This is a genomic window from Arthrobacter sp. CJ23 (genome assembly GCF_024741795.1).
In the GTDB taxonomy this organism is placed as follows: Bacteria; Actinomycetota; Actinomycetes; order Actinomycetales; family Micrococcaceae; genus Arthrobacter.
This window is the reverse complement of record NZ_CP102950.1, coordinates 1,706,608-1,719,338: the sequence shown is the minus strand read 5'-3', so window position 1 is coordinate 1,719,338 and position 12,731 is coordinate 1,706,608. Positions and strand designations below refer to the sequence as shown.

The window sequence follows — 12,731 nt, the reverse complement described above, 5'->3', positions numbered from 1 at the left end:
GCCCTAGAGCCCCACGGATGCCAGGAGGTGGCCGACTTCCTGCCTGCCGAGGTTGCGGATGCTGCCCTGGCGCTGGTCGCCCAGGCCGATGGGGCCGATCTTGACGCGGACAAGGCGCTCAACCGGGAAGCCGACGGCGTCGAACATGCGGCGCACAATGCGGTTCTTTCCGGAGTGGAGCACAACCTCAGCCAGGACGTGGCCCGGGGTGGAGTCCACCAGCTTGAAGGAGTCCACTGCTGCGATGCCGTCTTCGAGCTCGACGCCGGCCTTGAGCTGTGCGCCGACGCCGTGCGGGAACGGCCCGCGGACCTGGACCAGGTACGTCTTGGGCACCTCGTAGGAGGGGTGCGTCAGGCGGTTGGCCAGTTCGCCGTCGTTGGTCAGCAGCAGCAGACCCTCGGTGGCGACGTCAAGGCGTCCGACGTGGAAGAGCCGTTCGCCCTTGGCCTGCTTGCGCAGGAAGTCGCTGATGCAGGGACGGCCGTCCGGGTCTTCCATGGTGGAAACTACGCCCTTGGGCTTGTTGAAGACCATGTAGACGAGGGTTTCGTCGAGCTGGATGCGGATTCCGTCAACGTGGATAACTGCCGTTGCGGGGTCCACGCGCACGCCGAGTTCGGTGGTCAGCTGGCCGTCCACCTCGACGCGGCCTTCGAGGATCATTTCCTCGCAGACGCGGCGGGAAGCCACGCCGGCCTGGGCCATGACCTTCTGCAGGCGGACGCCGTCGACGTCGTGCAGATCGGACTGCGGCACGTCCTGGCGCGGGCCGCGCGACGGCTTGCGGATGGGGCCAAGGTTCTGGCCGAAACGCTCGCTGCCGAAGGCGCGGGAGCCGTACTGCTTTGCATTGCTGCCGGTCTTGCGCTTGGGCGCACCGGGCGTGCCGGGAGCCCTGCCGGAACCGGGCTTGTTGGTGCCGGGCTTGCGGAACGGCTTGGCCGGCCTGGCGTCGCGGCCGCGGTCGTAATCGCCGGCCGTGGTGGGGTTGTCCGGGTCAAACGGGGCTGCTTCACGCGGACGGGCCGCTTTGAAGGGCCGTTCGCCCTGGAAGGGGCGGTCGCCGCCCTGGTTGAAGCCGCGCTTTGCTGCGCCGCCGGCACTGCTGCGGCCGGAGAATCCGCCCGCGCCCGTGCGGCCTGCGCCGCCGCGTGCCTCATTGCGTCCAGAACCGTTGCGTCCCGAACCGTTACGTGGTGAACCCTGGCGTCCCGCCTGTGTCATGACCCGTCCTTGTGTAGTAATGGCCGGCATTCGTTGCTGTAACAACACTAGCCAGCCGGGCAGACAAAATCTGCCCTTCTTTGCTGTGGCCCCGAGGTATCCGGAGCCTTCTATGAAGTTGTCCTGCGGTGCAGGTGGTGCCGGCGCAGCTGCCTACATCCGGCCGGCGTCGTAAAACTCCTCGATGCCGTCCAACCCGGGAAGGTGGGGCGACAGCGCAGGCAGTTCAGCCACCGAAGCGATTCCCATCCGTTCAAGGAAATAGGAGGTGGTCCGGTACAGGACCGAACCCGATTCGGGATCGTTGCCGGCGTCTTCGACCAGGCCCCGCTGGGTCAGGGTCCGGACGACCGAATCAACATTGACGCCGCGGATCGCAGACACCCGGGCCCTGGAGACCGGTTGCCGGTAGGCGATGACCGCCAGCGTTTCAAGTGCTGCCTGGGTCAACCTGCTGGTCTGGCCATCGAGAACGAATCTGCCCACGACGTCGGCAAAATCCGCGCGCGAATAGATCCGCCACCCGCCGGCCACGTTCCGCAATTCAAAACCCCGGGGTGCGGCACTGACAACGGCAAAGCCGACAGCGTCCACGTCCGGGGCTTTAACAGTATAGCCGCTATACTCCCGCTGCAGCTCGGCCAGCAAATCCTCGACGACGGCGACCGTCACGCCCAGCCCGGCCGCGAGCTCCTCGGACGTGGCCGGCTGGTCCACAACCATCAGCACTGCCTCCAGTGCTGCACGGACTCCCCCGGGCCTTTCCTCCAGGGCGGCCGGGTCCTCCGTGGCGTGCGTCTCTTCGCTCACAGCTACTCCTGTTCCATGCCGTATTCCTCGTTGAGGCCGTATTCCTCGCTGAGGTTTTCGCTGCTCCAGTCTTCATGGTTCCCCGTCCAGCGCACGGTGAGATCGCCCAGCGGAGCCGCCTGCTCAAAGGCCACCACACGGTCGCGAAACATTTCCAACAGGGCGAGGAAGCGGGCCACCACCACCGGTGTGGTCCCGGCGTCGGCGATGAGGGCGCGGAAGGACAGCGGCACGCCGTGCCGCAGACGGCGCCCGATGATCCCGGCCTGCTCCTTGATGCTGACGGCCGGGGCGTGGAGGTGGTCCAGGCCCACTTGCGGGGCTGCGGTGTCCTTCGGCGCTAGGGCCTTGGCGGCCAGCGCGGCAAACTGCTCAGGCGTGTGCCGCCACACGAGTTCCGGAAGCAGCGCCGCGAAGTGGGCTTCAAGGGCCACCTGCCGCGGAAAGCTCTTCGCCTCCAGGTCCAGGGTGTCGCTCATGATCCCGGCAACCTGCTTGAACGCCTTGTATTGCAGCAGGCGGGCGAACAGGAGGTCCCGGGCTTCCAGGAGCGCAATGTCCTCGGCGTCCTCCACTTCGCCCGCAGGCAGGAGCCTGGCAGCCTTCAGGTCAAGGAGGGTGGCGGCGATGACCAAGAACTCGCTGGCTTCGTCCAGGGCCCATTCCTCGCCGAGTTCCTGCAGCTTGCGGATGTACTTGATGAACTCATCCGTGACGGTGGCAAGGGCGATTTCCGTGATGTCCAGCTGGTGCTTGGAGATCAGGCCCAGGAGCACGTCGAAGGGCCCGGTGAAATTCTCGAGCCTGACTTCGAAGCCGGGCGCCGGCGGGGCGGCCGTCTCCGCCGGCGGAGCGAGCGCTTGTGCCACGCGGTCCGCTAGGGTGCGCCGCCGCGCGAGATCAGTTCCTTGGCCAGGCGGCGGTAGGCGTCGGCGCCGATGTGGCTTCCGGCGTAGCTGGTGATGGGTTCGGCGGCCACGGTGGCGTCGGCAAACTTGATGGAGCGCTTGATGACGGTTTCGAAGACCTTGTCACCGAAGGCCTCGACCAGGCGGGAGATGACTTCGCGGCTGTGCAGGGTGCGGGCGTCGTACATCGTGGCCAGGACACCGTCCACCTGCAGGCGCGGGTTGAGGCGGTCCTGGACCTTTTCAATGGTCTCGACCAGCAGTGCCACGGCGCGCAGGGCAAAGAACTCGCAGATCAACGGGATGATCACGCCGTGCGCGGCGGTGAGGGCGTTGACGGTCAGGAGCCCCAGCGAGGGCTGGCAGTCAATGAGGACGACGTCGTAATCATCCTCGACGCTCTTGAGGGCGCGGTCCAGGACCTGTTCGCGGGCAACCTCGTTGACGAGCTGGACTTCTGCGGCGGAGAGGTCGATGTTGGCGGGCAGCAGATCGACGCCGTCGACGCCGGTCTGCTGGATGGCGTCGCGGATGTCCACTTTGCGGTCCATCAGGACGTTGTAGACCGTGAGATCGAGCTCGTGCGGGTTGGCACCGAGGCCGGCGGAGAGGGCACCTTGGGGGTCGAAGTCCACCAGCAGGACGCGCCGGCCGTATTCGGCGAGCGCCGCTGCGAGGTTGATGGTGGACGTGGTCTTGCCGACGCCGCCCTTTTGGTTGACCATGGCGATGACCCGTGCCGGTCCGTGCGAGGCCAGCGGCTCTGGCTCCGGGAAGTCACGCTGCGGGCGGCCGGTGGGCCCCATGACAGCGCCTTCCAGGTCGAACTCCGTGCCTTCCAGCGTTGCCGAACCCCATTCGCTGCTCACGTATCTGTCCACACTTTCGACGTCGATCTTTTGTCCCTGCTGCTGGCGCCAGCTTCAGCGATACTACCCACCTAGGCTACAGTCCCGGACACGCTGTTTGACGAAACTTGACAATGTCGGCCATTTGAGCCTTTACCTTCTAGCTGAGGTCTAAGGTTGATGCTTCCAGGCCGGCAATCAGCATTTTCAGGCCCCAGCGGAACTGCTCGGCCCCCACCCACGTTGCCATGGTTCCAACCGCCGCAGCGGAAAGCGGCAACCGCCGTTCGTCGATGCCGCGGAATGCTTCCAAGCGGCTGGCCATCCGCTCGGCCTCGGGGTCCATGGGTGCCCTGCCGTCCGTCTCGGCCACTTCCATGGCCACCGAACCCAGAACGAAAACCATCAGCGCATAGGACGCCCGGGCCGCCCCTTCGGCAGACAGGCCGGCGCCCGCCAGCACGCGCAGCAAGCCCTCCCCCACCTCGATGGCAACCGGACCGTCCATGGGTGCCGTCATGAACAACCCCGCGACACCAGGGTGTGCGTGAATGGCGCCGCGCAAGGCGTTGGCAAAGTCCTGCAATTGCTGTTGCCAGGTCCCGCTGCCGGGCACCAGCAGGCCCGGGTCCACGCCGCCAAGGATCTCTTCCACGAGAAGCCGCTCCAGGTCCGCACGGCTCCGCACATAGGTATAGAGGGCATTGGGATTGATTCCCAGAGCGGCCGCCACCGCCCTGACGGAGAGTCCCTCCGGCCCGGACGCGTCAAGCACGCCCAGCGCTGCGGCAGCCACCTGCCCGGCAGTGAAAGTGCGTGGGCGGCCGGGCCTGCCCGTGGTTGCCGAAACCGTTGACCCATCATCCGTCATGGGGTTACTGTACATCGTACAGCGACTGTACAGTGTACAGAAATTGCAAGGTACAGAAACTGCAAGGTGCAGAAATGGCGCGGTATGAAAATTGCGCCACATGAATCCAGAACAGGAACTGATCACATGCAGACACACCAGCCCCGCCCCGTCCTCACCGCCGCGTTGCTCGCGGCGGGGGCCCTCGCGTCCAACGCAGCCTTCATCTGGCTTGGATCCGTCTATGACTACCCCGCCGTGCTCAGCAGGCCTGCGGCAGAAGCCCTGGCCAGCTTCCATGACAAGCCGGAGGCCGTCGTCGCGGGCTTCAGCGTGCTCTCCGCCGGCGCCGCACTCATGGCGCCCATCGCGGTGCTGGCAGCACGGCTTCAGCCAGGCGTCGCCATGCGGGCCGCCGCCTGGGCGGGCATCGTCGCCGCCGTCGTCCAGCTTGCCGGGCTGCTCCGCTGGGTCACCCTGGTGCCAATGCTGGGGCCCGATGATACAGGGACGTTCACGCTCCTCAACCTGGTTCTTGGAAAAGTGCTGGGCGAATGGTTCGGATACCTCTTTACTGCAGCGTGGACAGTGCTGGTGGCACACCGCTTTGGAATGCACCGCCGATGGTTCGCATGGTGGGGCTACGCTTCGGCACTCCTCATTGCCGCCGGCTTGACCAGCCCGCTGGGTCTTGAATCCGCGGACATCGCGAACTTCGCCGGCTATGTCCTCTGGTCCCTGTGGCTGCTCGCCTTCGCCGCCCTGATTCTGAGGGACCGGGCCCTGAAGGACGGCATCCTGAAGGTCCGCGGGACGGGAAACCGCGACGGCGGGAGGGCTGCCAACGCGGCAAGGCCGGCACCTGGTGGTGCCGGCCTTGCCGGTGGAACCGTGGGATCCGGAGCTATGGATCCCGAAGGGGGCCTGCGCCGCTGAACTTAGTCAGGACAGCTGTTCAGCAGGGCAGCTGAGAGGCAGCTGGTCGTCAGGCAGGAACCTTCTCGCGCAATTCCGTTCCGGCCTCCGCTTCCGCTTCCACGGCCTCGGCGCCGTGGGCGATCATGGTCTGCTCGTCGAAGGGCTCGGCGCCGGACAGGACCCGGCCCATCTGGCCGTTGTCGATCTCCTTCACCCAGGTGCCGATGAGCACGGTGGCCACGGCGTTGCCAGTGAAGTTGGTGAGGGCGCGGGCCTCGGACATGAATCGGTCGATGCCCACGATCATGCCCACGCCGCCAAGGAGCTCGGGCTTGTGTGCCTGAAGGCCTGCGGCGAGGGTGGCCAGGCCGGCGCCGGTGACACCGGCGGCACCCTTGGAGGCGATGATCATGAAGACCAGCAGGGATACCTGGGCGCCGAGGTCCAGCGGAGTGCCCATGGCGTTGGCCACGAACAGGGAAGCCATGGTCAGGTAGATGGCGGTGCCATCCAGGTTGAAGGAGTAGCCCGTGGGGACAGTGACGCCGACAACCGGCTTGGACACGCCCAGGTGCTCCATCTTGGCGATCAGGCGGGGAAGGGCGGCCTCGGAGGAGGAGGTGGAGAAGATCAGCAGGTATTCGCGGGCCAGGTACTTCATGAGCTTGAAGATGTTGACCCCGGCCACCACGCGCAGCAGCGAGCCCAGGATGACCACGATGAACAGTGCACAGGTGATGTAGAACGCCACCATGAGGGTGAACATGCTGAGGATGGCCTGCGCGCCGGTGGCACCCACGACGGCGGCGATCGCGCCGAAGGCGCCCACCGGGGCCAGCCACATGATCATGATGAGGATGCGGAAGACGAGAGTCTGGCCATGTCCGATGGCCTTCAGCACGGGGGCTCCCTGCTTGCCCATCTTCTGCAGCGCGAAACCGACCAGGATCGCGGCAAGCAGCGTGGGCAGAACGGGAATATCGCCGGGGATGATGCCCAGGAGGAAGTCGACGGTGCTGTCGGTGGCGGCCTTCTTGGTGGGATCGTAGGGCGCCAGCTTCAGGCCCTCGCCCGGGTGGATGAGGTTGCCTACCACCAGGCCGATGCCCAGGGCGAAGGTGGACATGGCCACGAAGTAGCCCAATGCGAGCCCGCCGACCTTGCCCACCGTGGCGGCCTTGGCGATCGACCCGATGCCCAGGACGATGGTGCAGAAGATCACGGGGGCGATCATCATCTTGATGAGCTTGATGAAGCCTTCACCCAGCGGCTTCAGGGACTTGCCGACCTCCGGGAACAGCAAGCCGACCAGTGCGCCCAGGATGACGGCGGCGATAACCGCGATGTACAGGTAGTGCGACTTGTCGAGCCCCTTGCGTCCACCCTTGGTGTGCTGTGCCGACTCTCCTCGTTGAGAGGTCATGGGATTACTCCTTTGGATACTCTGTAAGGCGCTGCGGTCCTGCACTTGTGTCCATTCCGCCGTCCTTCTGTGATATCCATCATTGGGCCGCCAGTGACATGCATCACGGTTGCGGTCATATTGGTCATGGAGGTGACTGTGTTTCAGAGCTGGAGCATTGCCCGGCGGCTTTTCGTGGCGAACCTGCTGTTCGTCCTGCTGCTGACGGCCGCATTCGGGGCGGCCGCCGTGATCGAGGCCAGGAACAGGGCCTACGACGACGCCGGTCACCGGATGCGGGCCGTCGCGGCCGCCGTCGCCGCCAATCCCCTGGTGCTGCAGGCCGCCGACCTGCCGGACCCCTCGGCCATGCTCCAGCCCTATGCCACCGCCTTCCTGGACGACGCAGACACGGACTTCATCACCATCATGGCCCCGGACCGGACGCGCTGGACGCATCCCAACCCGGCGGAGCTGGGCAAGCCCTACATCGGCACGATTGAGCCGGCTCTCCGGGGCGAATCATTCACGGAAGTCACCGCCGGAACCCTGGGGCCATCCGTCCGGACCATCGTCCCGGTCAAGGACGCCGCCGGAAGCGTGAAGGCACTCGTGGCCGCCGGCGTCACGGTCCGCACCGTCGACGTCGCGGTTTCCGAGCGGCTGCTGGCCGTTGGGGCCATCGCCCTGGCCGTGCTGCTGGCCGGCTCCTTCGCCTCCTGGGCCCTGGGCCGGTACCTGCGCTCGGTCACCCGGGGCTGGGGGCCGGAGCAGCTCGCCCAGCTCTTCGCCTACTACGAATCCGTGCTGCATTCCGTCCGCGAAGGCGTCATCCTCTTCAACACACAGGGCAAGGCCGTGATGTACAACGACCAGGCGGCGGAGCTGCTGGGACTGGAGCCTGCCGACGTCGACCGGGCGCCGGATGCCGCCCCCCGGCTCTCGGAGCTGCCGCTCGACGGCAGCTTGAAAGCGCTCTTCCAGTCCGGACGGACGGCGCACGACGAGATCCACCTGACGGGCTCCCGCATCCTGGTGGTCAACCAGGCACCGGCCGTGGGCCCCGTGCCGGCACGCAGCCGCCAGAAGCCGGCGGTGTACGGCTCGGTGGCGACCATCCGGGACCGCACCGAAATTGAGTCGCTCGGCACGGAACTGCAGACCATGAAAACCCTTTCGGATGCCCTGCGGGCGCAGACCCACGAACACGCCAACCGGCTGCACACGCTGGTCTCGCTGATGGAACTGGGCCGGACTCCGGAGGCGCTGGATTTTGCCACCAAGGACCTTGAACTCAGCCAGCAGCTCACGGATGAGCTGCTGTCCTCCGTGGACGAGCCGATCATGAGCGCGCTTGTCATGGGCAAGGCGGCAGAAGCCCATGAGCGGGGCGTCGAACTGCTGGTCCGCACCTCGGGCAGCACCGGCGCGCACGGACTGGACGTCCAGGACCTGGTGACCATCCTGGGCAACCTCCTGGACAACGCGATCGACGCCGCTGCAGCGGCGGAGGCCCCGCGCCAGGTGGAGTTGGTGGTCACGTCGGGCCTCGACGCCCTGGAGTTCGTTGTCCGGGACTCCGGCGCAGGACTGGATCCCGGTATGGTTGATGACGTTCTCCAGTACGGCTTCAGCACCAAGGCATCCGGTCCCCCACGCGGCGGGCATGGCCGCGGAGTGGGGCTCGCCCTGGTCCGTCAGGCGGTCCAGCGGCTCGGCGGCACGATGACCATCAGCAACCCCGGGGGCGCCCAGTTCCATGTGGTGCTGCCCGCGCCGGACCACGAGGAAGAATCCGCATGACAGAAATCCGCGTCCTGGTGGTCGAAGACGAACCCGTCGCCGCCGACGCCCACGCCGTGTATGTGGGCCGGATGGCGGGCTTTGTCCTCGCCGGAACCGCCCCGGACGGCCAGTCCGCCCTGCGGATCATGGGCGAATTCGCCGCCGCAGGAACCCCCGTGGACCTGGTGCTCCTGGACATGAACCTGCCCGATCTGCACGGGCTCGACGTGGCCCGCCGGATGCGCGCCGCCGGCCTGCCCGCCGACATCATCGCCATCACCGCCGTCCGCGAGCTCAGCATTGTGCGCAGCGCCGTATCCATCGGCGTGGTCCAATACCTGATCAAGCCCTTCACCTATGCGACGTTCGCCGACAAGCTCGGGAGCTACCGGGCCTTCCGCGAACAGCTGGCGTCGTCGGCGTCGGGCATTTCCAGGGCCGGCGCCTCCCAAAGCGATGTGGACCAGGCGTTCGCGAGCCTGCGCGCGCCCACGGAACTTCCACTCCCCAAGGGCCTGTCCACATCCACACTGGACTCGGTCAAGGAGCTCATGCGCGGGCGGCAGCAGGCCGTCTCCGCGAACGAGGTCATGGAAGCGCTGGGCATGTCCCGCGTGACGGCACGGCGCTACCTGGAGTACCTGGCCGACGCCGGTGTTGTCACCCGGGCGCCGCGCTACGGCACCCCGGGCCGCCCGGAAAACGAATACGGCTGGAACCGGCCCTAGGCAGAGCCTCCTCGCCACCGTGTATACACAGGCGGAAATTATGTATACATAGAGCGGTACTTCTAGGGCATTTTCAAGAAATCTGGCCAAAAACACCCAATCTGTCACCTTCCGTGTATACACTGATGCTTATCCACGGATTGAGGGGAGGACCATGCGGGCCAGCGACAAAGCCTATGCAGCGCTTCGCGAAGACATCATCGAGTGGCGCCTGGCGCCGGGCACGGTCCTTGCCGAAGTGGAGCAATCAGAACGCCTCGGCGTCTCGCGCACCCCGGTCCGGGAGGCGCTCAGCCGGCTCAGTGCCGAGGGGCTGACAACGGCGGCGGGCGGCCGCGGCGTCGTCGTCACCGACATCTCCCTGGACGACATCGACGAGATGTTCGAACTGCGCGAAACACTGGAGGGCAAGGCCGCCGCCCTCGCTGCCGAACGCGGCGAACGCTCGGTGTTCGAGCAGCTGCACGCAGACCTCCTGCGGGCGCCCGAGCTGATCAGGGAAAGCGATCCGGCCAGGCACGAGTACTACGCCCTGGTGGGGCGCCTTGATGAAGCGATCGACGCCGCCATTTCCAATTCCTACCTCGCCCAGGCGATGCGCAGCCTGCGCGTCCACCTGGTCCGTGTCCGCCGCCTTGCGGCCGACGATTCCCGGCGCCTCAACGCGGCCGCCCTGGAGCACGCGGCGATCGCCGAGGCCATCGCCTCCGGCAACGCCAAGCTCGCCGAGGCGGCCACCACGGTGCATCTGCACCGCAGTCTTTCCCACGTCAAAGCAACCCACTCACCTCACTAAAGGAGCACCATGGTCAAGCTCAACCACGTCCGCGTTTACAAGAGTGAAGAGAACCTTGCCCGCGAGGACCAGCTGGCCCACAAGATCGCCGTGGTCGCCGCCGACCCCGTCGCCGTCGCCCCCGAGGTCACGGACATGGTCATCAACCGGGTCATCGACAACGCTTCCGTGGCCATCGCCTCGCTGAACCGCGGCCCCATCGTCGCGGCCCGCGCCCAGGCACTGACCCACGCACCCACCACCAACGGCAAGGGCGCCGGCGTCTTCGGCATCACGGACCGGGTCTCCCCCGAGTGGGCTGCCTGGGCCAACGGTGTGGCCGTGCGTGAGCTCGACTACCACGACACGTTCCTGGCGGCGGACTACTCCCACCCGGGCGACAACATCCCGCCGATCCTCGCCGTCGCCCAGCACGTCGGGGCCAGCGGCGCGGACCTGATCCGCGCCATCGCCACCGGCTACGAGATCCAGGTCAACCTGGTCAAGGCCATCTGCCTGCACAAGCACAAGATCGACCACGTGGCCCACCTGGGCCCGTCCGCCGCTGCCGGCATCGGCACGCTCCTGGGCCTGGACGTCGAGACGATCTTCCAGTCCGTGGGCCAGGCGCTGCACACCACCACGGCCACCCGGCAGTCCCGCAAGGGCGAAATCTCCACGTGGAAGGCCCACGCCCCCGCGTTCGCGGGCAAGATGGCCGTCGAAGCCGTGGACCGCGCCATGCGCGGCCAGACCTCCCCGGTGCCGATCTACGAAGGCGAGGACGGCGTCATCGCCTGGATGCTGGACGGCCCGGACGCCTCCTACGAGGTCCCGCTGCCCGAGGCCGGCGAAGCCAAGCGCGCCATCCTGGACACCTACACCAAGGAACACTCCGCCGAATACCAGGCCCAGGCCTGGATCGACCTAGCCCGCAAGCTGCACGCCGAGCACCCCGAGGCCACGGACCCGTCCAAGGTGAAGTCGGTGCTGATCAAGACCAGCCACCACACCCACTACGTGATCGGTTCCGGCGCCAACGACCCGCAGAAATACGACCCCACGGCCAGCCGCGAAACCCTGGACCACTCCATCCCCTACATCTTCACCGTGGCCTTGCAGGACGGTTCCTGGCACCACGTTGACTCCTACACCCCGGAGCGTGCCGGCCGTGCCGACACCGTGGAGCTGTGGAACAAGGTCAGCACCGTGGAAGACGCCGAATGGACCCGCCGCTACCACTCGCTGGACATCGCCGAGAAGGCCTTCGGCGGCACTGTTGTCATCACACTCACCGATGGGACCGTAGTCACCGATGAGATCGCCGTGGCCGACGCCCACCCGCTCGGTGCCCGGCCGTTCGCCCGCGAGCAGTACATCCACAAGTTCCGCACCCTCGCCGCGGGCCTGGTTGCCGAGGAGGAAATCGAACGTTTCCTTGCCGCAGCCGAGGCCCTGGCAGAGCTGGGCCCGGGTGAGCTGGACCAGCTGAACATCACGGCCGCGCCCGGCGTCATCGACCTCAGCAACGCACCGAAGGGACTGTTCTAGATGCTTTACTCCACCACCACCCCGGAGCAGAAAAGGATCCGGCTCCGCGAGTTGCTGGCCTCCGGCACCATCGCCCAGTTCCCGGGCGCGTTCAACCCGCTCTCGGCACGGCTGATCGAGGAAAAAGGCTTCGCCGGCGTCTACATCTCCGGCGCCGTGCTCGCCAATGACCTGGGCCTGCCGGACATCGGGCTGACCACCCTCACCGAGGTCGCCACCCGCGCCGGGCAGATCGCCCGCATGACCGAGCTGCCCTCCCTGGTGGACGCGGACACAGGCTTCGGCGAGCCCATGAACGTGGCCCGCACCATCCAGGAACTCGAGAACGCCGGCCTGGCCGGCTGCCACATCGAGGACCAGTTCAACCCCAAGCGCTGCGGGCACCTGGACGGCAAAAACGTCGTCGACGTCGACACGGCCGCCAAACGCATCCGTGCCGCCGCCGACGCCCGCCGCGACCCGAACTTCCTCATCATGGCCCGCACCGACATCCGCGCCGTGGACGGAATCGAAGCCGCCCAGGACCGGGCCAAGGCTTTGGTGGACGCCGGCGCCGACGCCATCTTCCCGGAAGCCATGAGGGACCTCGGCGAGTTCCAGGCCATCCGTGACGCGGTGGACGTGCCGATCCTGGCCAACATGACCGAGTTCGGAAAAAGCGAGCTCTTCACCGTCGGGCAGCTCCAAAGCGTGGGCGTGAACATGGTGATCTACCCGGTCACCCTGCTGCGCATTGCCATGGGAGCTGCAGAGCGTACGCTGGAAACGATCAAGGCCACAGGGTCGCAGGAAGCACAGGTGGAGAACATGCTCACCCGTGCGCGGCTCTATGACCTCGTGGACTACGAGGCCTACAACCACTTCGATACTGGCGTTTTCAACTTCCAGATTCCCGGCGTCCGCTAGGACCTGGGATCCACGAAAGAACG

General features: G+C 66.6%; 11 protein-coding genes and 1 pseudogene. 6 read left to right on the top strand and 6 right to left on the bottom strand.

Features of this window, described 5'->3' with window-relative positions; translation table 11 throughout:
* Nucleotides 1-3: 3 nt before the first annotated feature.
* The 5 genes from NVV90_RS07610 to NVV90_RS07590 form a co-directional block, all read right to left on the bottom strand.
* Nucleotides 4-1,227, bottom strand: a complete 1,224-nt coding sequence (locus NVV90_RS07610; RefSeq protein WP_258440573.1) for a pseudouridine synthase — start codon at nt 1,225-1,227, stop codon at nt 4-6.
* A gap of 153 nt (nt 1,228-1,380) precedes the next feature.
* The gene (locus NVV90_RS07605) at nt 1,381-2,037 is read right to left on the bottom strand and encodes an SMC-Scp complex subunit ScpB (protein WP_396125361.1); all 657 of its coding nucleotides are present in this window, start codon (nt 2,035-2,037) and stop codon (nt 1,381-1,383) included.
* A 2-nt stretch (nt 2,038-2,039) separates the two neighbouring features.
* On the bottom strand, nt 2,040-2,906 hold the full coding sequence (locus NVV90_RS07600; RefSeq protein ID WP_258440572.1) for a ScpA family protein: 867 nt from the start codon (nt 2,904-2,906) through the stop codon (nt 2,040-2,042).
* Between the two features lie 8 nt (nt 2,907-2,914).
* Nucleotides 2,915-3,814 (bottom strand): ParA family protein, encoded by a 900-nt coding sequence (locus NVV90_RS07595; protein WP_258440571.1) that lies wholly within the window; start codon nt 3,812-3,814, stop codon nt 2,915-2,917.
* Between the two features lie 139 nt (nt 3,815-3,953).
* Nucleotides 3,954-4,664, bottom strand: a complete 711-nt coding sequence (locus tag NVV90_RS07590) for a TetR/AcrR family transcriptional regulator (RefSeq protein ID WP_258440570.1) — start codon at nt 4,662-4,664, stop codon at nt 3,954-3,956.
* A gap of 126 nt (nt 4,665-4,790) precedes the next feature.
* Here NVV90_RS07590 and NVV90_RS07585 point away from each other — a divergent pair, with 126 nt between their 5' ends.
* A complete protein-coding gene (locus tag NVV90_RS07585) occupies nt 4,791-5,579 on the top strand; it encodes a DUF4386 domain-containing protein (RefSeq protein ID WP_258440569.1) in 789 nt (262 codons plus the stop codon).
* Nucleotides 5,580-5,628: 49 nt separating this feature from the next.
* Here NVV90_RS07585 and NVV90_RS07580 read toward each other — a convergent pair whose 3' ends face one another.
* Complete coding sequence (locus tag NVV90_RS07580; RefSeq protein ID WP_258440568.1) at nt 5,629-6,984, bottom strand: cation:dicarboxylate symporter family transporter; 1,356 nt, start codon at nt 6,982-6,984, stop codon at nt 5,629-5,631.
* Between the two features lie 138 nt (nt 6,985-7,122).
* On the opposite strand from NVV90_RS07580, the gene NVV90_RS07575 reads away from it, so the two are divergent.
* From NVV90_RS07575 to prpB, 5 genes and pseudogenes are all read left to right on the top strand, one after another.
* Nucleotides 7,123-8,766, top strand: coding sequence for an ATP-binding protein (locus NVV90_RS07575; protein ID WP_258440567.1), 1,644 nt, complete (start codon nt 7,123-7,125; stop codon nt 8,764-8,766).
* Nucleotides 8,763-9,476: a response regulator gene (locus NVV90_RS07570; RefSeq protein WP_258440566.1), complete on the top strand. Its 714-nt coding sequence runs from the start codon at nt 8,763-8,765 to the stop codon at nt 9,474-9,476. Before NVV90_RS07575 ends, NVV90_RS07570 begins: the two co-directional genes overlap by 4 nt.
* A 154-nt stretch (nt 9,477-9,630) precedes the next feature.
* Nucleotides 9,631-10,319, top strand: a pseudogene (locus tag NVV90_RS07565) (GntR family transcriptional regulator).
* Nucleotides 10,282-11,802 (top strand): MmgE/PrpD family protein, encoded by a 1,521-nt coding sequence (locus NVV90_RS07560; protein ID WP_258440564.1) that lies wholly within the window; start codon nt 10,282-10,284, stop codon nt 11,800-11,802. The pseudogene NVV90_RS07565 and the gene NVV90_RS07560 overlap by 38 nt, the downstream one beginning before the upstream one ends.
* A complete protein-coding gene (gene prpB / locus NVV90_RS07555; RefSeq protein ID WP_258440563.1) occupies nt 11,803-12,708 on the top strand; it encodes a methylisocitrate lyase in 906 nt (301 codons plus the stop codon).
* Nucleotides 12,709-12,731: the final 23 nt, after the last annotated feature.

Coding starts and splice junctions, on each gene's coding strand:
- NVV90_RS07610 (WP_258440573.1), bottom strand. CDS start 1,227: ATGACACAGGCGGGACGCCAGGGTTCACCACGTAACGGTTCGGGACGC.
- NVV90_RS07590 (WP_258440570.1), bottom strand. CDS start 4,664: ATGACGGATGATGGGTCAACGGTTTCGGCAACCACGGGCAGGCCCGGC.
- NVV90_RS07585 (WP_258440569.1), top strand. CDS start 4,791: ATGCAGACACACCAGCCCCGCCCCGTCCTCACCGCCGCGTTGCTCGCG.
- NVV90_RS07580 (WP_258440568.1), bottom strand. CDS start 6,984: ATGACCTCTCAACGAGGAGAGTCGGCACAGCACACCAAGGGTGGACGC.
- NVV90_RS07570 (WP_258440566.1), top strand. CDS start 8,763: ATGACAGAAATCCGCGTCCTGGTGGTCGAAGACGAACCCGTCGCCGCC.
- NVV90_RS07560 (WP_258440564.1), top strand. CDS start 10,282: ATGGTCAAGCTCAACCACGTCCGCGTTTACAAGAGTGAAGAGAACCTT.
- prpB (WP_258440563.1), top strand. CDS start 11,803: ATGCTTTACTCCACCACCACCCCGGAGCAGAAAAGGATCCGGCTCCGC.